Below are 19,753 nucleotides of genomic sequence, written 5' to 3'. Positions count from 1 at the left end.
GATTAATAGATTCAATGTTTCAAAAAAGACGAGTAACGAAAGTGTCTCGTCTTTTTTTATGGGAGAGCGACAGTATTAGGAACTGAATGACCAATGAGTTTGTTTATCGATTATAAATCGTCATTTTTTATACTAAACTGGTGAGTGTTTATAAAAAAATAAGCAACAAGTTAAAAAAAGATGAATCTATTACTCTCCAAGGACGGTCAGTTATGTTTAAAGAATACACTCAATATGATGCATTAGCGTTGGCAGCGCTGGTAAATGCAGGGGAAGTCAGCGCCAAAGAATTGTTAGATGCCGCCGTTAATCAAGCCAATGAGCTCAATCCTAAATTAAACGCCATTATCCACCGCTTTGATGAGCGTGCTTATGCTGCTGCAGAAAAAGGCTTGCCAACAGGCGTCTTTAACGGCGTCCCTTATCTGCTCAAAGACCTATCGTTTCATTTTGCCGATGAGCCAATTACCATGGGCAGTCGCAGCGTCAATATCGTATCAGAAAGCGACAGCGAAATCGTTAAGCGTATGAGAGCTACTGGCGTCAATACCTTTGGCAAAACCAATACGCCAGAATTTGGTTTGATTATTACCACTGAGCCCAAAGCTCATGGCGTCACACACAATCCCTTTAAAAAAGGCTATAGCTCAGGTGGTTCATCGGGCGGTAGTGCCGCAGCGGTATCAAGTGGTATCGTGCCAATGGCAGGCGCAGGTGACGGCGGTGGTTCGATACGCTTTCCGGCAGCATGGTGCGGCGCGTTTGGCTTTAAACCTAGTCGAGGCCGTAATCCTATGGGCCCAGAAATTGGTGAAGGCTGGGAAGGGGCGGTCGCTGACCATGTGATTACGCGAAGTGTGCGCGATAGCGCGGCGATGCTTGATGCGACAAGCGGTGCAGAAATCGGTGCGCCTTACGTCATTGCACCACCCGACGGCACGTTTTTGCAAGCAGCCATGCGCGCGCCAAGGCAATTAACCATCGCCCTGCATCAACAGCCATCGGTTGCCAATACAGAGGTCGATAAAGAAGTACTTGCTGTATTAGAAAAAACCGCGAAGCAACTAGAAGCCATGGGTCATCGTGTGGTCCCAGCTGAGCCAAATATTAATATTGAGCAATTTTGGCATGATTTTTTAGTGGTGGTCTGTGCCCATACCGCTTTTACCATTGATAATATCGAGCGCTGTTACGGTGCGCAGCATATCCAAAACCTTGAGCCACAGACGTATAATATGGCGATGCTTGGGCGCTCATTATCCGCCGTTGATTTAGCCCACGCTAAGCATGGCTGGCACGATAGCCAATATCAAACGGGCTTGCTGCTTGAGACCTATGATATGATTTTATGCCCGACCGTGCCAACGCCTGCAGTCAAGCATGGCGTGCTACCGCCAAGCCGTATGGATGAAACACTGATGCGCAGCGCAGGCTTGCTCAATAAAGGCATTAACATGGGCAGATTTGCCTTTAGCTCAGGTATGATTGAAAAGCTCAGCGCCCCAGTACTTGGTAAAATGGGCTTTACTATCTTGGGTAATGTCACGGGCTTACCAGCGATGTCATTACCTGTTGGCATGAGCAAAAAGGGTCTGCCGATTGGAATGCAGCTGATTGGGCGCATGAATGATGAAACGACGCTATTTAATATCGCAGGCGAGATGGAGCGTGCTGGCATGTTTACCAAACTGGCTTTTGAAAAGTAGTTTTATATGATAAAAAAAGTTTTGATAACTTCTATATTAAAAAGTAGAGATTAGCAAAAACGCTTTGATTAAAAGTTTAATGTAAATGAAGCACTAATCAAAGCGATAAATATCCATACCCAAACTGTGATGCGCCATGCTTTGATGCACCACAGAGACGCGTTGACCGGCACCTAAAGCAAAAAATAATGGCAACAGGTGCTCATCGCTTGGATGTACATTTTGATAATTAGGATATTGCTGCCAATCTAAAGCGCTTGGAATATCCGTTTTTAGTTGCTGCAATAGCCAAAGTTTAAAGTCTTTGGCAGTCTCATCGATACTCTCTGCTTGCCAACGTAATGCCTGTAAATTGTGGGTGATATTGCCCGAGCCAATCAAAAGGATTTGCTCGGCGCGCAATTGCGCCAACTGCGCGCCCAACTGATAGCAAGCGATGCTGTCATAATGGCGTGGCAAGGATATTTGCACGATGGGTATATCAGCCTCAGGATACAGGTGTAAAAGCGGCGCCCAAACCCCGTGGTCACTGACGCGTAAAGGGTTTACACGGCAGATAATACCGCGTGCCGTTAGCTGCTGCGCCAATATCTCCGCAAGCGCTGGCTGGCCGGCTGCTGGATATTGCAACTCATAGAGCTCGGGCGCAAAGCCAGAAAAATCATGCCACGTCTTTGGTCGCGGATTGCTGCTGATTTCAAGTTTAGCCGACTGCCAATGCGCCGACATAATGATAATGGCGCGCGGTTTGGGCAAGTTTTGACCGATACGTGCCAGCGCACTGGTGGTTGCCGATTGTTCGATGGCGAGCGTCGGAGCGCCATGCGAGATAAATAGCGCGGGCAGTTTAGCCTGTTTTGAGGGCGTTATGGCCCTTGCTAGCGCAGGCGTGTCTGTCCAAGCAGCCGCTGAGGTAATGGGTGCTGGCTTGGATGTTGTTGTATTTTGACGTTCGCTCTCAGGTTGCAAAGCAGCGGTCATGGCTTTAGGTGTCGCAGGTTTAGGATGTTTCATGGTGCATTTATTAGGGCGCGCGCCTATATTTCAATCCGTTTTACCATGACGCGTCGCCATTATTTTTGATAGGGCATGGTTGATTTTTATAGCAAATGACTGTTTTTATAAAGGTTTTAATTACCGCGATGATAAGGATGGTTGTGATTGATACTCATGGCGCGATACAGCTGTTCCATTAATACCACGCGCACTAAAGGATGCGGCAGCGTCAGCGCCGATAACGACCATTTCACATCTGCTTTTGCCAATACCTCTGGCGATACGCCGTCAGCGCCGCCAATGACCAACGCAATATCATCGCCTTGCTGCATGCCATCAGCCAATTTTTCAGCCAGCTGTTCGGTTGAGAGCATTTTACCTTTTACGTCGAGCACCCATAATTGCTCGCGTCCAGCCGCAGCATGAGCGGCCAATATCGCTTGACCTTCTTGCTCACGGTACTGCGCCAAATTGGCGTCTGAGGGGTTTTTGGCGCGTTTAGCGGCGGCAATTTCTACGATTTCGGTATTAAGCATGGGCTGGATACGCTTAAAATATTCATCAAAACCAGTTTGTACCCATTTGGGCATTTTATTTCCAACACTCAATATTCTTACTTTCATAATATAGACCACTTTTATAATGGTTAAATGTAACAAAAAGATTCTGCGCTTAAGGTATTGTAACAAACAGTCCTTTTACAAAGTATTTTTTTATGCTTTACTAGCATTTGACCAACAGTTGTTCTTTTTTTAAACTCATTGCTTTTATCGTTACATGGTCTTATCTTTACATAGTCTTATCGTTGAATGGTAAAAAAAGCGTAAGCAACCCTGTACCGTCTTTTTGATAGAGCATAAGATAGTTTGCAATATTATTTAAACGAAAGGAGTCGTTCATGAACCGTACTATATCAAGCCTATTAGCACTTAGCGCAGGTGTGCTACTCTCAACCTCTGTGTTTGCTGCTTCTTTAAACGGCACGCAGTGGCAAACCATTGATGATAAAACTGGCGAGAAAAAAGCCGTTATTCAATTGACCGAAAGCGGTGGTAAAGTTTCAGGAAAAATCATCAAAGTATTGAATAAAGAAAAGGCAGACGCGCTTTGTACCAAATGTCCTGGCAGCCTAAAAAACAAACCGGTTGAAGGCCTACAGATCCTGTCAGGTCTAAAAGCCGATGGTAATAACCAGTGGAGTGACGGTAAGCTGGTCGACCCTGAGTCGGGAAAAACTTACTCTGGTAAGCTAACCTTGAGTGATAATGGTCAAAGCTTAAAACTGCGCGGTTATGTCGGCACACCTGTCTTTGGTCGCTCGCAAACGTGGCAGCGCATTAAGTAATTAAAGCAAACTTGTAAAACAAACTTGTAAAACAAACTTGTAAAACAAACTTGTAAAACAAAAAGGATAGCAGATTGATATGTGCTGTCCTTTTTTCATATTTTAAATTTTAGATTTTAACTCAATGCTTTTATTTTAAAACGCTATCACCTTAAAGCCCTTAGAGCATCTTTCCTAGTCATCATTTGACATTAGCGGCTTGATGGTTTCTGATACGCCGTCATCACTCTGTTGCTCGACGTTTTTACTATCCGAGGGCGTAGGTTTTGGAATAATCGTCAATGTCGCATCTGACTCAAAAACAATCGCTTCGATATCATCAAAACTATTCATCCCTTCAGAACGCATCGCGCTTTCTAGCTCTTGACGCGTTAGGCGCTCAGCACGCATGGCATCTGGTAAGAATTGCCCTTGATAAAAAACAATCCGCGGCTCCGATAAAATAAGATGACTAAAACTGGCTGAGACAGAAGCATATTTAGTCACTAAAAACTGTAAACAATACAAGGTCACAATAGCGGCGCTGCCTTCGATAAACGGGATTTCTTCGAGTAAAATCGTACTGGCGCTCAAAGAGCCAATCATCACTGTCACAATCCAGTCGAAGTTATTAAGCTGCGAGGTTGAGCGTTTGCCAGATACTTTGGTAATTAACACAATTAACGCATAAACCATGACCGCTGTTAAGATAATGCGCCCAAGTTTTTCTATATTGTCAAAAAGCAGCATGTCCATTATCTGGGCTCCTATTAATCATAAAATACTGTCCGCTGTTTTGTCGCTAGCAAATATGGTTTGGCTACAAACAGCGTAACGGAATTTCATCATTAATAGGGCAAAAAATTTGTATTAGGTTGTCTCTATAGGCACTCAATAATGGCAGGCACTCAAAGGGCTTAACGATTAGCGGCTATGCTTAGGGTTAAGGAGGCGGTTGATTAATAAGATACTAAGACGCGCGCTGACTAAGCTCAGCACCAATATCATCACCAATGCCGAAAGCAGCGGTAGCGGTCGCTGTATAGCCATCTCGGTTAATACCTCACGGCTCACGGCATCAAATAAGAAAAACCAAATACCTAAGAAATAAATCACCGTTAGTAGCCAAACCACCGCAACGCCGCCAAACATCAAGCGATTGATTTCCTTTTTATTTAGCGCGCGCTGTTGATGCTTAATAAATTTATGCACCGCGATATAAGCGCCGACGATGATGGATACGACAGTGACCAGCTGTGAGTTTAAGGCAAATTTGGTTTGTACCATCATAAATATGGCACTGGCCAAAACATAACCCACCGCAAAGAATCCGATATATGGTGCCATTTTAGGCGGCATTAAGTTTGGATTGTCAGAAGTATTGCCCACTGTTTGAGTATCTTTTGCTGAACTAAGACGCTTGCTAAGCTGCATTGGTTTGCGTGCCATAAAAATAACCTTTATAAAGGGTAAAGCATAAGTTGCTAAAAAATATTAAGCATTGAGCTGTTCACTATTATTTTTTAACAATATTGACGATATTAATGTTGTTATCAATGCTGTGCTGTCCAATCTAACATGCTATCTAATACGGTACGGGCAGTATAGGCATTAAGCGCATGATCTGTATTAATCAGTCCGACCACCACATAGTCTTGCCCAGACAAACCTTTGACATAGCCTGCCATCGAGGTGACATTATTTAAGGTGCCGGTTTTTATCCAAGCGCGGCCGATGGCTTGCGACTTGGGTAAGCGGTCACTATGGGCGCTGATGGTGCCACTGACCCCAGCAATGCCTAGCGAGCTCACATAAGCATCAAAGCTCGGTTGATTGTAGGCGTAGGTTAACAGCTCGCTTAGATTGGCGGCACTGATGCTGCAATCGCGGCAGAGTCCTGAGCCATTGGTCAAATGCGGCGGCGGAGTAGTTAAGTTGGTTTGCCACCACTGATTGATTGATTGCAGCGCTTGCGGATAGTCGGTCGCGGTTGGCTGACCAAATTGATATAAGCTGATTGCTTGATTGTTAATTGTTTTATCGGTATCAGTGCCTTTCTTATTAACGCTTTCTTGATGCGTGTCTTTTTTATTCACATCTGCTTTATAAGCGCCAATAGAAAGCGCTACTTGTTCGGTCATCACGTTATTAGAGAAGTGATTGATATCATAAATCTGCTGCTTAAGGTTTAAAGAAGGATAGCTGACAATGGGCAAGGGCGACATGACAATAGCTGCCAAACCATGTGGCGATTTTTTCTGTTTATTGGCAGTTTCATTGGCATGATAAGGCGTTTCTTGCGCGATGACTTTGCCACTTAAGGTATTGCCAAGCGTTTGCCATTTAGAGGCAATGACGCGGGCGGCAAAATCTTTGGCATCAGGGTAGGCGACATAAAAAGCATGTTCGCCGCAGCTGTCTGGTAAATTGCTATTAAGCGTTAATTGTGCCGCTTGCCACTGCGGCGCAATACTATAGCGCGCTTGCCCGCAAGCAGCCGAGCGCATATTTATCATGCTTGGCAATTGATAATTTGCCAATTGCGGTGTGTAGGTTAGCTGCGCGCGCGTATTGTCTAGCGGATAGCTCTGAATACCGACACTGCTAAAATTGACCAAAAAACCATCGGGGCTGGCGTTATAAGGACGTAGCGGCGAGTTGTCAAAGGCGGCAGGGTCTTTGGTGACGTTTGTAAACACACTACTATCGACGATGATATCGCCGTTGATATGGCGGATACCAGCAGTTTGGACTTTATAAAGCAGTTGCTGTAAGCGTTCGTGGGTCATTTTTGGGTCGCCACTGCCTTGAATAATCAAGTCGCCATAGAGCGTATCGCCAATGATAATACCCGTATGGTAAACACGAGTATGCCAAACGAAGTCAGCACCCAACGTATCTAAGGCAATAAAACTTGGCACCAGTTTCATGGTGCTGGCAGGCGTGCGCGCAATATCGGCTTGATGGCTTAATAGCGGTGAAAACGAAATTTTGATAGCGGGATTATGAGCAGTCGATTTGTCGTTATTGTTTTTGCTGCTTTCATTCTTAGTAGGATTTTTGGTGAGTTTTAAAGCGTCATCTGGCAGTAGCGGTGGCACGCTTTCTATACTTTGATAGGTATAAGGGTCATCGGTATAAGCATGCAGCTGTCTTGCATGTTGCTTAATCGTCTGTTTTTCAATCGTCACTAAGGCGCTTTGATGTACCGTTATTTCTTTAGCATTAGTATTGTTATTTTGAGTCGTTTGTTTTTGGATGCTGTTAGGCTCTGCGGCAGCACTATCTGTAGTTAGCGATTCAGGCTGATTAGCAGACTTCGTGCTATCAATTACCTGTATAGGCGCAGGCAAGCGGCTCGCAGTTTTATCACCGACTGGGGTGATGACCATACTAATATCGGTCGCGCTTAAGTTTGCGCGCGTAAGCGCTGTCTGAATCGCTTCTGGTAAAACCGCTTGCGCACATAGCGGCGTTAGCAAAACACTCGCCAATAAGGTCAGCGATGCTAGGTAGTGAGCAGGCTTATATAGCATATATGGTTGCTTAGAAAAAGGCGCTAATTTAGCAAAGGCGGTAGGGCGGTTATGAGTCTTAGAAGTGAGTAGCATGAGCGGTCTATTATCAGGTGGCAAAAACAGCCTATGGTAACATGAGTTGCTATTTTCACGTAGTATCAGCGTTGGCGTAGGTGCAAAAATGCCATGGCTGTCATGATGGCATCGTTATAAGCATCGTGTGTGCCAAGCTCTGGGATCTCATAATGCGCTAGAATATTGGTCAAGTGCTGTGATTGATTGGGAATACCCTGCGTACGATCGCCCATCCGCCGACTGTATAATTGCCGTATATCAATGACCTTATTCGGTAGCGTGGTGCCCATATAGCGTTTGACCAAAGGATTTAAAAACCCTGTATCTATCTGCGGACAAAACCCAACTAGCGGTCGATTGTCTATAAAAGGCAGTACTAAAGCCAGCATTTCATCGTAGCTCATACCATGCTCAACATCGGCAGTGCGCAGCCCATGAATCACAATGGTATCACGGCCAGGCATCACTGGCGGTCGGCAAACCAGATGCAGACCGTTACCCGTATCAATGCTATCGCCGTTGATATGAATGGCAGCGATAGATAGCAGGTGGTGCTTTTTTGGGTTGAGTCCCGTCATCTCGCAATCAATCGCGACCCATTTATCAGCCAAAGGTTTATTAAACATCGATGCCAGCTCAGGGCGCTGCAAATGGGTCTTTTGCCAATGAGACGATAACTGTTTTAGCCAACGCATCTTATTTTTGCTCCCCTTTATTTTTGCGCGCAGCGTTCTTATCAGCTGACGTATGTATTTTAATTAAACTCTAGCTGATAATGGCGACTTAATTGACCCTTAAAGCTTTTGACCACGGCCAGGCATTCATTTAACAAGTCTCGCTCGAGTGCCGATAAAGTGGTCGGATCAACTTGCCGCGCATGCTTATCATCTGTCGATAGCGCCACTGACAAGCGCTGCGCCATAAAAAACTCTAACGCTTCAAGCAAAGTGTCAGCGCGCTGTTGGTTTAAGGCGCGCACTTGTACCAAGCCTTTAAGACGTCCTTTACTACTCGGCGCATCAAAAATATCGTTTTCTAAGGCTAAAGTACGAATACCATGCACCAGCGGGAAAATACCGGCTTTTTTAAGGTCGATATCGTAGGCGCTTTTTTTACCGCCAAGGAGCGGCACAAACTTTTGCCACCATTGACCGACATCGCCAAACTGTAAAGCGGCACGGGCGAACTGGCGGACAAACATCAAATCTGACTGGTGATGGGCAATTTTTAAATGCTCGCGCACACTCGTTAGTAGCGATTCATCGCCGCAGACATAGTCGCCATCAAATATGGCCGACAAATAAATACTATGTATCGGGTCAGTATTTCTAAACCATAAGCTAATCTGCGCTTTGAACTGTTTGAGTGGCTGCCGCCACATCGGATTGGTCATCATGATATTGCCATTGCAAAGTGGATAACCCAAGGTTGCTAAATGATGGTTAAAGGTTTCAGCGAACTGAGCTAAGCCAGGATGGCTATAACCATCACGAATAATCAGTGCATTGTCTTGGTCGGTACGCATGATTTGCTCGCCGCGACCCTCTGAGCCCATGACGATGACGCAAGTATTTTTCATCACTTCATCAGGTACGATAAGTTGCCACAGTTTGGTAAAAACTTGCGCATTAAGCGTCTGTACCATACGGCTGACATTACCAATTTTGATACCGTTTTGGTGCTGCGCACGAATATAGCGCCCGATAAGCTCAACCGCGGTAGCTAAGCTCGGCAAATCTTTTGCCTGCTCAATCTGCAGACTAATTAGCTGCGAATGATGACCAATATGAGCGAGCATATCGCTTTGTCCGAGTACGCCTGCAACCTCGCCGTTGGCATCAATCACCGGCAGCCTATGGATACGGTAGCGCGTCATGGTCAATAGCGCATCGCCAATCTCATCGTCCGCATCAATGGTGCGCAGATTGAAACTTGCATAACGCTGGCAAGGCGTCGTCGCAGGGTTTTGCTGGTCGCTCACCGCGCGGCAGATATCGGTATCGGTTAAAATACCTAATGTACGACCAGAGTAGCTGTTGGAAGTTTGCGTATTGGCGCTATCAGTAACTAAGCTGCTATCTAGGTTGTTGGCTAAATTTCGGTCTAAGTTTTGGTCTAAATCCGTTTTTAAATCATTATCTAATATTTGCGCTTGAGCAGGATTTAATTGGTCGAGCGGTCGCACCAACACATGCTTGAGCCCAGCTTTGGTCATGATATGCGCCGCCTCATAGAGGCTGCTGGTGGCATCAATGATATGCACGGGTAATAAGCTGACATCAATCACTGGCTGCATCATGATTTGCTGGACTTCTTGCTGCTCATTATAACCATGAGAGCTAGTATCTAAGCTTTGCCCGCTTCGCCGCTGCTGCAATGCTTTTAATCGTTCAGGTAAATCTTCTGAGAGTAATTGGCGCACCAAATGATTCTGCGCACTGATTTTGTCAACGGTGGCGCCGTTTACTTGCAGCAGCAGGGTGTCTTCAATGGCGCGAAACTCGTAGGGCGACACGGTATTTTGGTTTTTAGGCATGGTGTCTCTAGGGGCGCTACTGTTTATATGTATGGTGCTGGCGGCGTCTTTGTCCTCTTCTGTAAACGATTTTGGCAACCGCCGACTGTCAAACCAATCATTACTATTTAGATGGTCGGTATGATTGCTGCCCAAATACGTCGCCACAAATTCGCCAGCAAGCAGCTGCTCGATTTGTCCTTTAATCACTACATAAAAATAGGTTAGATCAGCGGCTGATAAACGCTCATCTTTAGCAAGATAACGGATTTGGGTATTTTTTCTGACGCTTTGGCGTTCAGCCGCGCTTAGTACATCAAAGGGTGGCTGAGTAAAATCAAGATGGGGCATGGCATCATCCTTGATGGCATATTTAGTAAGATTTTGGAAAAAGAAATTTTACGACTGCTAAAGAAATATCAAAATAGCGTCGCGTTATTTCTACTATAGCACTCTTTGCCAACCAAGATAGCAGAGAACCATATATAACCATTATGCTATTGTGGGTATGTAGGGTTCTCTGATACTATACTAAGTCTTGAGGTCGTATCTATCGTTTAATGCTGAGGTTCTTTGACTAAATTTTAAGCTCAGTTTTTGAGTGAGTATTTAAGCGCCAAGCAGTTTGCGAATGCGACTGATGGCTTCGCGGCTTTCCTCAACGCTAGCAACCAAGGCAATGCGCACATAACCTTGCCCAGGATTTTTACCATTGACCTCGCGTGATAGATAACGCCCAGCCAGCGCGTGAATATTTGCTTGCTCATACAACGCTTTGACAAAGATTTCATCGTCGCCATTAAATTGCTCAGGTACTTTTACCCAAAAGTAAAAACCTGCTTCTGGCATGCGTAAATCAAGCAATGCGCCAAGCTCTGACATCCATAAGGCGAATTTTTCTTGATAGAGCGCTCGATTGTGCGCCACGTGCTTTTCATCTTCCCAAGCAGCGATGGAAGCCAGCTGATGCGGTATCGGCATCGCGCAGCCTTGATAGGTGCGATATTGCAAATAAGGCTGCAAAATATTGGCGTCACCGGCCACAAAGCCTGAGCGCAGGCCGGGCAAGTTTGAACGCTTGGATAAAGAGTGAAATACCACGCAATTTTTAAAGTTATGACGACCGAGCGCCGCGCAAGCTTGCAGCAGGCCAATCGGCGCGCGATCAAAATACAGCTCGCTATAGCACTCGTCGCTGGCAATGATAAAGCCGTACTGGTCGGATAAACGCAGTAAGTGTTCCCAATCATCCATGGTCATGACGGAACCGGTTGGATTATTTGGGCTACAGACAAACAATAGCTGCGTGCGCGTCCAAACGTCCCTCGGTACCGCGCGATAGTCACCTTTAAAATCATTATCAATGCTGCAAGGCATAAAGTACGGCGTCGCTTGCGCGAGTATGGCAGCGCCCTCGTATATCTGATAAAACGGATTGGGCATCACAATGGTTGGTGCCTCATCTGCTTTTTGCAAGGGCTGCGCGCTTGGCTGATTATGAGCTGCCAGTTGATTGGTTTCGTCTTCGGACAACTCGGTTTGTGGATGGTCAATAACCGCTTGCACCAAGCTAAAAATCGCCTCGCGCGTACCCATAACCGGCAATACTTGCGTATGCGGGTCAAGATGATTGAGAAAGAAGCGCTTTTCTAACCAGTGAGCGATGGTTTGACGCAGCTCAAACAGCCCGTTGGTGGTTGGATATTGGCTTATTTTGTCCAAGTTTTCGCGTAGGACGTCCAACACAAATGCTGGCGGCTCGTGTTTTGGCTCTCCAATACCGAGCTTAATTTCACTATAGTTATAGGCTGGCGTACTGTCCGCGAGTAAAGTCGCCATCTTAGCGAACGGATAAGGGTGCAGAGTCGTCAAGTTGTGATTCATAGGTAGGCTAACTATAATAGACAATTAATAATAAAGTGATAAAGAAAAATTACATTTAAGCAGTGTAGCACTTCTCTTATTTTTTGTCTTTTTTCTTCTCAGACGGTTTATTGTTGAGTTAAAACCAGCACTTAAAGCAATTTATACGGTGAATAACCTTGCATAGCGCTTGTTTTTTAGACGGTAACCCGTATTGAGATTGGCCAATTTTAATAATGCGATTAAGTATAGATAAAATTAAAATAGCGTCATTTATTAACCAAGCAAAAAATAACTGTCCGTAAAAACGTCAGATTATTTAAGGAAACTTGATATGTCTAGTGTTTTAAAAACCGATGAGCGTGGCGCTAAAGATATCAATGTGCAACAATTTGAGGGTAGCCAGCGTGTTGAGCTATACGAGCAACTAAAACAGCGCGAGCACAATTGGTGGCATGCGCGGCAGCAGTTGACGCTGTTAAAAGAGCGGCAGATGTTTTGGTTTGGCGATAACAGCTTTATGATGTGGCTACTCTGGCAATTGGTCAGCTATGTGGTGGTGGCGATGGTGCTTATGCTCCTGAGCAAACTGTCAAACATCTCATTGCCTTTATGGCAGTATATGGGTTTATTTGCGGTACAGACGCTGATTTTTATTGTCATGTTGGGCTTTAAGGGCCGTATGGCCACGCATTTACAAAATAAGATCAATCAAGTCGATGTCTTGCGTGAAGAAGCGCTTAACGAGATGACCATTTTGGCCGCTGACACGCTTTATAATGATGTGCATGCCAAAGCCCCGATTTCCTTACAGCAAATCTTTGAGTACTACGACGGCGAATTTCATTTAGCCAGTTTGCATCGTCTGCTACAAAAAGAGGTGGACACTGGGCGCTTGATGCTTGGGCAGCAGCAAGTAGAAGCAGAGATTTTGCCGTTGGAGCTTGCCGATGAGGAGCTTAAAGAGATGGCAAGCGAGATGGTCTATAAAAGCGTCTTATAAAGTATGCGTTTAATATAAGTAGCTTATAAATATTTGGTCAAAAGCTATCGTTGATATTTCGTCTTAAAAAAATGCTTTATCGTTGAAGGTTAACGATAAAGCGTTTTTCGTATTTATAATTTAGCTTCTAACGATTAACTTCTAACATAAGCAGCTATATAGCAATTAACCATCGTTACGAATGCTCAGGCTTGCTATCAATGCCGCCTTCAATGTCTCAAGTTTATCCGCCGACAATGCCTGATCGTTTTGATCGCTGATATAAAACATATCTTCTGCGCGCTCGCCTAACGTGGTAATACGGGCGGCATGCACTTCAATTTGTTGTTGTAAAAACACCTGACCAACGCGGGCCAGTAAGCCTGGTTGATCAAGCGTCTCTAAGCTCATGATATGCTGATTTGAGGCTTCATTAAACTCAAAGTGAATCGTCGTAGCAACATCGAAATGTCGCAACTGGCGCGGCATTTTTCTATTGGTAAGCTTGGGCACCGTCGGATTTTTAAAGGCGTCGATTAAGCGCTGTTTAAGCTCTTGTTGGCTGTCTGTATCGACCAATAACGTGCCGCTGCGGTCGAGCAGCACGTAGGAATCTAAGGCAAAATCACGCGTTGCGGTAATGATGCGGGCATCCAAAACATCGAGATTCATTTGGTCAAATACCGCCATGGTAACGGCAAATAAATTGACCTGATCTTGGGTATAAACAAACACTTGCACCGCATCAAGTGCCAGCTCGCGATGCTCACGTAACACGACCAAGGGCTGACTATTGGCATCGGAGGCGCGGCCGATGGGCGGATGGTTTAAGATAGCTTCAGTATGCCACAAGATATCTTCTGCGATCTCGCGCAAAAAATACTCATCGCCCAAGTCATCCCATAACCTTAAAACCTCTTCGCGATTCATGTGCTGATTATCGACATTATCAAGCATCGCCAGCGCCTGTTTGCGCGTGGCTTTAATCATATCTTGGCGGTTGGTTGGGGCGTCAATATCAGCGCGCAGGATACGCCGTGTTTGTGAATACAGCTGCTTCATCAAGGTTGCGCGCCAGCTGTTCCAAAGCTGGGGATTGGTGGCATTCATATCGGCGACCGTCAGCACATACAGATGGTTTAAATGGGTGACATTTCCGACTAAATCGGCAAATAGCGTCACCACTTCTGGGTCTGAGATGTCCTTTTTCTGCGCTGTCATCGACATCAGCAAATGATAGCGGGTCAACCAGCCGACCAAATGCGCGTCCGCAGTACTCATGCCATGAGCAAGACAAAACTCAATCGCTTCTGTTTCGCCAAGCTGGCTATGATTACCGCCGCGGCCTTTAGCGATATCATGAAACATCGCCGCCAGCACCAAAATCTCTTTGCGCTCGATACGCTGAAAGATAGAGCTGACCAGTGGAAAGTCCTCAAAAAAGCGCGGATCGGTAAAGCGGTGCAAAATACGAATCAAAAATAACGTATGCGCATCAACGGTATAACGATGAAATAAATCGTACTGCATCAGCCCCGTTACTTGCGCAAAAGCTGGGATATAGCTGCCCAAAACGCCGTAACGATTCATGGTACGCAGGCGATGAAATAAATAATTTTGCTCTTTTAAATTGGCTAAAAATAGCGCTTGATGCGACGGGTTGTCTCTATACGCTTGATCGATGCCGCGCGCCGCTATTTTTAACGCACGCAAGGTATGGGTACGGACGTTTTTGATACCGTATTGACCCATCAGCAAAAACATCTCTAAAATCGCCTCAGGGTGCTGAGCAAAGACGCGATGATGCGATATTGCAATCTGTTCGCCGACTCGGTTAAAGCGGGCGTTAATCGGATGTTTTTTTGGTCGTTCTTCATCCGGCAGTTGCGGCTCGATAATGGTCTCATAATAATGATTGGTCAGCATCTCAGATAGCGTCGATATCTGCATGGCACAGCGATAATAATCGCGCATAAAGCGCTCAACGGCAGCATTTGGTTGGTCGTCAGGCTGCGTCTCATAGCCCATCATTTGCGCAATTTCACGCTGATAATCAAATAGCAGCTTGTTTTCATTGCGCCCAGTCAGCTCATGCAAATAATGGCGGATTTGCCATAAATAACCTTCGGCAAAGTTAAGCTCATCAAACTCTTTTTCGGTCAAAAAGTTTTGCTGCACCAGGTCATAAAGCTTACTGACGCGAAAGTAGCGTTTGGTCACCCAACCAATAATATGAATGTCACGCAGACCACCGGGCGCCGTTTTAATGTTAGGCTCAAGATTGTACTCGGTGGCATTGTGCTGCAAATAACGCGCTTTTGCTTCAGCGATTTTCACCTCATAAAAATCACGTGGCGACCACTGGGTATTGACGATTCTATGGGGCACATCTTGCAATGCTTCATTGCCGACTAACAACCGCGCCTCTAGTAAAGTACTGGCAACGGTGTGGTCGAGCGCCGCCTCCAAGCATTCGCTGACGCTGCGCACCGATAGGGCAGGCTCAAGTCCAATATCCCACAATAGTGCCACTAAATTATCGATTTTCTCTTTATTATCAGCCGCAATCTCGTCTGGCGTTAGCAGCAAAATATCGACATCTGAATATAACGACAGCTCACCGCGGCCATAACCGCCAGTGGCAAATAATGCTAAGTCCGTTTTATCAAGCTCAAACCATTTGAACAACGCAATGAGTAACTCATCGATGACACAGGCACGAGCCGCTACCAATTGGCGGATATTGACGCCGCGTTCGAGCTCGCGGCTGATATCGTCATTGATTTGAATCAGCCATTCAGCAATACTCTGTTCGGAAATACTGTGCTTAGAAATACTGTGCTTAGAAATATTTTGCTCGCGATTACTGAGCGACGTCGCGCTATCGGTTGTAGTGCTATGGTCTGATAATAGAGGCATAGGCGTCAAATCAATGGTCGCGACATCACAAGTAAACATGAAGGGTATCCGATTAAGAGGTTGTAAATAGAGGCGCTAAAAAAATGGGTGAATGCAAATATCACGCTGAAAAACAAAAAATAGCACCGCCAATATGCCTGAATTTTCAGGCAAAAAAAAGACCGCCTAGGCGATCTTTTTAAGTATTACTGGGTCAAAAAGCTTAAGTCTTCTTCGGGGCGCGTAGTAAAGACTTCACAGCCATTGTCCGTCACCACCATGGTATGTTCCCACTGTGCTGACAGCTTGCGGTCTTTAGTAATCGCCGTCCATTCGTCCGGTAAAATTTTGGTCTGCCACGTGCCTTGGTTAATCATCGGCTCAATGGTAAAAGTCATACCGGTTTTTAGCTCAAAGCCTGTGCCTTTTTTACCATAGTGCATGACTTGCGGCTCGTGATGGAATTCATTACTAATACCGTGACCACAGAACTCGCGCACGATACTAAAGCGCTCAGGCTCGACCACTTCTTGAATAGCCGCACCGACATCGCCTAAGCGCGCGCCATTTTTGACCACGCTCATACCGGCATAAAGGGCTTCTTGTGCCACTTTGCAAATACGCTGCGCCATGATAGAGCCATTGCCGACAATCCACATTTTCGAAGTATCGCCGTAATAGCCATCTTTGATAACCGTGACATCAATATTGATGATATCGCCATCTTTTAGTAGTTTATTGTCGGTTGGAATACCGTGACAAACCACATGGTTGACAGAGGTACAGATAGATTTTGGGAAGCCATTATAGTTAAGGGGCGCAGGAATCGCTTCTTGCACATTAACGATATAATCGTGAGCGATTTGGTTCAATGCTTCGGTACTGACGCCAACTTTGACGTGCTCATCGAGCATTACAAGCACATCGCTGGCAAGTTTACCGGCCACGCGCATTTTTTCTATGGCTTCAGGAGATTGGATAAGGGATTTTTTGGTCATCATAGTCGTACTTATAGTTATAGAATTTAGGTAGGCAATTATACCATAAATGCAAGCGTCGCTGTTCTGCTAACCCTTAGCAACTTTGTACGCATTTATCAAGCCTAGCATTATAGTGATATTAACTGTCTCAGCTTATTTATATGTAGATACGTGACTATAAAGTCATGGAAATATGACACATATGTCAAAAAGCAGTTGAATGTTGTAGATGATAGAAGTATTGTAATTTTGTTTGCTAAATGAATTGGCAACGATTTTTAGCGCTTAGTGCAGGATGCAATAGCTAAACGTTAAAGAAGAATAAACGTTAAAGATAAGCCGCATAAAAATGGCTTCACACTTTTATTTTACAATAACAAGGAAGTTGTTATGACTCTAAAATCTCGCCTGCGCGCTGCCATAATGCCCAGCGCCTTTCTACCTTCACTTGGCGCTATTGCTGTCGGTGTGCTCCTCATGACCTTACAAACCACTTCTGCTCAAGCAGCGGGACAATTTTATAATTGCGCCAATGCCACCGGCTGTAAAATGGTCGATAGCAAATTTTTCACCTCAAAACATACTGATACCAAATATCCCATTGTCATGACTCATGGTCTGGTCGGCTTTACCAAGCTACTCGGTGTCGATTACTTTTATGGCATTCCGCAAACCCTGATGAGTGGCGGCTCAAAAGTCTACGCGACCAAGACCTCTTCTTTTAATGATAGCCGAGTGCGCGGCGAGCAGCTACTACAGCAAGTAAAAACCATTAGCGCGATATCTGGTAGCCCCAAGGTGAACTTAATCGGGCATAGTCATGGCGGGCATGATATTCGTTATGTTGCTGCTGTTGAGCCAAAGTATGTGGCGTCAGTGACGGCAGTTGCCAGCCCAGAGCAAGGGGCGGCATTAGCCGATTGGGTGGTTGAGCAGATTGATAATGACAGAGTCAATGGTGAGTATAATACTGCTACCAAAGCCGCGCTTACCTTGTTTGGTTTCTTAGGTAATTTTATGGATTTAAACGCTGGCATCCCTATCGATAAGCTGCAAGAGCAAGACGGGTTTGGTGCGGTTACCGCCTTATCAACTGACTATATGGCGGATTTTAACCGCGAGTTCCCAGCGGCCATGCCTTCAAGCTATTGTGGTCAACCAAAAGATACCAAGGTAAACGGTATCAACTACTATTCATTCAGTGGTGTCGGGCAAGTAACCAATGCGCTAGACCCGATGGATTATGTGTTATTAGCGACCTCACAAGTATTTAAAAATGACCCAAATGATGGGTTGGTTTCTGCTTGTTCAAGCCGTCTAGGTCATGTCATCCGCGATGATTACAAAATGAATCATATGGATTCGGTCAATCAACTATTAGGCTTGGTCGCATGGGGACAACCTAATCCTAAAACTGTTTATCGCGAACAGGTTAACCGTTTAAAAAATGCCAATTTATAAAGCCAATTTCTAAATTTAGTAATTAAATTTAATTATTAAGGCTTAAATGTAAATTAGCAAATAAACCGCTTTTGCCTAAAAGGGTCACTATGTAACGGGCCCTTTTATTTTGCCCCATTTTATGAATAGTAAATTCCTTATAAACCGCTTGATTAAATAAGATAGTGTCGTTATGCCAACTAAGCGCCGTTCACCATTTTTGCTCATCATTATCGCCGTGATAATCATTTTAGTTGTGGCGATTATTTGGTGGTTTAAGCCCGATAATGCTCGCAAACCTTTTTCTCAAACAGAGTCTACGGCGCTGAATAGCCAAGCCAATGTCAGCATCATAGACGAGGCGAATGTTAATAATAATGTTGGCACGTTCGCTAAGCAAGACGCTTCTCAATTTACGACGGGTCTTGAGAATTTACCGCGCTCCTTGCAAGGAACGGAGGTCGATGGAGAGATTATCATTGATGAAAATAAACAGCTGGTCGTCACCGAAGGGCTACGGCGTTTATTTGATTATTTTCTGTCAGCGCTAGGCGAAGAGGACGAAGCGGTTGTTTATGCGCGGGTGGAGAGTTATATCCGCAGTCATACGCCAGAGCCTGCCGCCAGCCAAGCGATGAAGATATTTGACCAGTACATCGCCTATCTTAAAGCGATTCCTGCAATAGAAAGCCGTTATGGCAATCTGCAACTACAGGCGACCAAAAATGGCGAGCTGGATTTAAGTGTGGTGGCGCAGCAGCAGCAAGATGTTGCCAAATTACGCCAGCAGTATTTTGATAAAAATACTATCACCGCCTTTTTTGGCGCAGAAGATGAATATGATGATTATAGTATGGCGATGGTCAAAATTAACCAAGATAAGCAAATGTCTGACGCCCAAAAAAAAGCGGCAAAGCAAGATTATATTAGCCGGATGCCCAATAATGCGACCAAAGCCAACATCGCTCAGCAGGCGAATCTGGAGGAGTTACTTAGTCGTACAGAGCAGCTGCAAGCAATGGGTGCAACGGCTGAAGAGTTATATAATATGCGTCGTGAGTTGGTTGGCGCGCCAGCAGCAGCAAGGCTTGCGCAGGTCGATCAACAAGATGCTCATTTTGATCAGCGTTTTAAGCAGTATCAAGCTCAAAAACAGCAGCTACTAAGTCAAAGCGCTGATAAAACGCAAGCGCAAGCCCGAATCAGTCAAATGGAGCAGCAATTATTTAATGAGACTGAACGCAAACGTTTGGCAGGTTATGCCGCTTTGCAACAACAAAAGGCTGCAACTCCCAATTAAATCCGATGTTAATTTTTAGGTAAAAATAAAAAGTATTTGGTGGTGTTCTAAAAAGTATGCCGGCATCAGACGTAACCATAATTGATGTAAAAGAACACCATATCAAACACTTTGAAGTGATTATCGAGCTTCTTAGAGAAACAACAGGTCTTTCGA

The 19,753-nt window shown here is 45.1% G+C and carries 15 protein-coding genes and 1 pseudogene; 5 read left to right on the top strand and 11 right to left on the bottom strand.

Going from position 1 to position 19,753, the window contains the following annotated elements; all coding sequences use genetic code 11:
- Positions 1-212: 212 nt before the first annotated feature.
- Entirely contained in the window at positions 213-1,706 is a 1,494-nt protein-coding gene (locus A7325_RS08110) for an amidase (RefSeq protein WP_068406731.1), read from the top strand.
- Positions 1,707-1,799: 93 nt separating this feature from the next.
- On the opposite strand, the gene A7325_RS08105 is transcribed toward A7325_RS08110, so the two are convergent.
- Together A7325_RS08105 and rlmH are read right to left on the bottom strand one after the other, a co-directional pair.
- On the bottom strand, positions 1,800-2,720 hold the full coding sequence (locus tag A7325_RS08105; RefSeq protein ID WP_082894352.1) for a DODA-type extradiol aromatic ring-opening family dioxygenase: 921 nt from the start codon (positions 2,718-2,720) through the stop codon (positions 1,800-1,802).
- Positions 2,721-2,836: 116 nt separating this feature from the next.
- Positions 2,837-3,325: a 23S rRNA (pseudouridine(1915)-N(3))-methyltransferase RlmH gene (gene rlmH / locus A7325_RS08100; RefSeq protein ID WP_068406749.1), complete on the bottom strand. Its 489-nt coding sequence runs from the start codon at positions 3,323-3,325 to the stop codon at positions 2,837-2,839.
- Positions 3,326-3,600: 275 nt separating this feature from the next.
- Between rlmH and A7325_RS08095 the strand changes: the two genes are divergently transcribed.
- Complete coding sequence (locus A7325_RS08095) at positions 3,601-4,047, top strand: DUF2147 domain-containing protein (protein WP_068406728.1); 447 nt, start codon at positions 3,601-3,603, stop codon at positions 4,045-4,047.
- A 174-nt stretch (positions 4,048-4,221) separates the two neighbouring features.
- Here the strand turns inward: A7325_RS08095 and A7325_RS08090 are convergent, their stop codons facing one another.
- The 6 genes from A7325_RS08090 to dapC all read right to left on the bottom strand — a co-directional run bounded on the left by A7325_RS08090 (position 4,222) and on the right by dapC (position 12,018).
- Complete coding sequence (locus A7325_RS08090; protein ID WP_068406725.1) at positions 4,222-4,782, bottom strand: DUF421 domain-containing protein; 561 nt, start codon at positions 4,780-4,782, stop codon at positions 4,222-4,224.
- A gap of 168 nt (positions 4,783-4,950) precedes the next feature.
- Positions 4,951-5,475, bottom strand: coding sequence for an ABZJ_00895 family protein (locus tag A7325_RS08085; protein ID WP_068406722.1), 525 nt, complete (start codon positions 5,473-5,475; stop codon positions 4,951-4,953).
- Between the two features lie 104 nt (positions 5,476-5,579).
- Entirely contained in the window at positions 5,580-7,637 is a 2,058-nt protein-coding gene (locus tag A7325_RS08080) for a D-alanyl-D-alanine carboxypeptidase/D-alanyl-D-alanine-endopeptidase (protein WP_082894351.1), read from the bottom strand.
- 65 nt (positions 7,638-7,702) lie between these two features.
- Entirely contained in the window at positions 7,703-8,314 is a 612-nt protein-coding gene (locus A7325_RS08075) for a 3'-5' exonuclease (RefSeq protein WP_068406716.1), read from the bottom strand.
- Positions 8,315-8,373: 59 nt separating this feature from the next.
- Complete coding sequence (locus tag A7325_RS08070; RefSeq protein WP_068406712.1) at positions 8,374-10,485, bottom strand: DUF294 nucleotidyltransferase-like domain-containing protein; 2,112 nt, start codon at positions 10,483-10,485, stop codon at positions 8,374-8,376.
- A gap of 258 nt (positions 10,486-10,743) precedes the next feature.
- A complete protein-coding gene (dapC, locus tag A7325_RS08065) occupies positions 10,744-12,018 on the bottom strand; it encodes a succinyldiaminopimelate transaminase (protein ID WP_068406709.1) in 1,275 nt (424 codons plus the stop codon).
- 313 nt (positions 12,019-12,331) lie between these two features.
- Here dapC and A7325_RS08060 point away from each other — a divergent pair, with 313 nt between their 5' ends.
- Positions 12,332-13,000 (top strand): hypothetical protein, encoded by a 669-nt coding sequence (locus A7325_RS08060; protein WP_068406706.1) that lies wholly within the window; start codon positions 12,332-12,334, stop codon positions 12,998-13,000.
- A 165-nt stretch (positions 13,001-13,165) separates the two neighbouring features.
- Here A7325_RS08060 and glnD read toward each other — a convergent pair whose 3' ends face one another.
- Positions 13,166-15,937 carry a [protein-PII] uridylyltransferase gene (glnD, locus tag A7325_RS08055; RefSeq protein WP_068406703.1) on the bottom strand — a complete coding sequence of 924 codons (2,772 nt, stop codon included), beginning with the start codon at positions 15,935-15,937 and terminating at the stop codon, positions 13,166-13,168.
- 146 nt (positions 15,938-16,083) lie between these two features.
- The gene (gene map, locus A7325_RS08050) at positions 16,084-16,875 is read right to left on the bottom strand and encodes a type I methionyl aminopeptidase (protein ID WP_369811258.1); all 792 of its coding nucleotides are present in this window, start codon (positions 16,873-16,875) and stop codon (positions 16,084-16,086) included.
- A 372-nt stretch (positions 16,876-17,247) separates the two neighbouring features.
- Between map and A7325_RS08045 the strand changes: the two genes are divergently transcribed.
- Positions 17,248-18,318 carry a lipase family alpha/beta hydrolase gene (locus tag A7325_RS08045; RefSeq protein WP_068406697.1) on the top strand — a complete coding sequence of 357 codons (1,071 nt, stop codon included), beginning with the start codon at positions 17,248-17,250 and terminating at the stop codon, positions 18,316-18,318.
- Between the two features lie 172 nt (positions 18,319-18,490).
- Positions 18,491-19,597 (top strand): lipase secretion chaperone, encoded by a 1,107-nt coding sequence (locus tag A7325_RS08040; protein ID WP_068406695.1) that lies wholly within the window; start codon positions 18,491-18,493, stop codon positions 19,595-19,597.
- Between the two features lie 65 nt (positions 19,598-19,662).
- Here the strand turns inward: A7325_RS08040 and A7325_RS13730 are convergent.
- Positions 19,663-19,753, bottom strand: a pseudogene (locus A7325_RS13730) (IS1 family transposase); the annotation flags it as partial.

Source organism: Psychrobacter sp. SHUES1, assembly GCF_001652315.1.
GTDB lineage: Bacteria > Pseudomonadota > Gammaproteobacteria > Pseudomonadales > Moraxellaceae > Psychrobacter > Psychrobacter faecalis.
The sequence above is the reverse complement of the archived record's forward strand: the minus strand, read 5'-3'. Positions and strand labels throughout refer to the sequence as shown.

Bases quoted from the DNA above. Each gene is read 5' to 3' on its own strand.
- A7325_RS08110 (WP_068406731.1), top strand. From the start codon at position 213: ATGTTTAAAGAATACACTCAATATGATGCATTAGCGTTGGCAGCGCTG.
- A7325_RS08105 (WP_082894352.1), bottom strand. From the start codon at position 2,720: ATGAAACATCCTAAACCTGCGACACCTAAAGCCATGACCGCTGCTTTG.
- rlmH (WP_068406749.1), bottom strand. From the start codon at position 3,325: ATGAAAGTAAGAATATTGAGTGTTGGAAATAAAATGCCCAAATGGGTA.
- A7325_RS08095 (WP_068406728.1), top strand. From the start codon at position 3,601: ATGAACCGTACTATATCAAGCCTATTAGCACTTAGCGCAGGTGTGCTA.
- A7325_RS08090 (WP_068406725.1), bottom strand. From the start codon at position 4,782: ATGGACATGCTGCTTTTTGACAATATAGAAAAACTTGGGCGCATTATC.
- A7325_RS08085 (WP_068406722.1), bottom strand. From the start codon at position 5,475: ATGGCACGCAAACCAATGCAGCTTAGCAAGCGTCTTAGTTCAGCAAAA.
- A7325_RS08080 (WP_082894351.1), bottom strand. From the start codon at position 7,637: ATGCTACTCACTTCTAAGACTCATAACCGCCCTACCGCCTTTGCTAAA.
- A7325_RS08075 (WP_068406716.1), bottom strand. From the start codon at position 8,314: ATGCGTTGGCTAAAACAGTTATCGTCTCATTGGCAAAAGACCCATTTG.
- A7325_RS08070 (WP_068406712.1), bottom strand. From the start codon at position 10,485: ATGCCCCATCTTGATTTTACTCAGCCACCCTTTGATGTACTAAGCGCG.
- dapC (WP_068406709.1), bottom strand. From the start codon at position 12,018: ATGAATCACAACTTGACGACTCTGCACCCTTATCCGTTCGCTAAGATG.
- A7325_RS08060 (WP_068406706.1), top strand. From the start codon at position 12,332: ATGTCTAGTGTTTTAAAAACCGATGAGCGTGGCGCTAAAGATATCAAT.
- glnD (WP_068406703.1), bottom strand. From the start codon at position 15,937: ATGTTTACTTGTGATGTCGCGACCATTGATTTGACGCCTATGCCTCTA.
- map (WP_369811258.1), bottom strand. From the start codon at position 16,875: ATGACCAAAAAATCCCTTATCCAATCTCCTGAAGCCATAGAAAAAATG.
- A7325_RS08045 (WP_068406697.1), top strand. From the start codon at position 17,248: ATGACTCTAAAATCTCGCCTGCGCGCTGCCATAATGCCCAGCGCCTTT.
- A7325_RS08040 (WP_068406695.1), top strand. From the start codon at position 18,491: ATGCCAACTAAGCGCCGTTCACCATTTTTGCTCATCATTATCGCCGTG.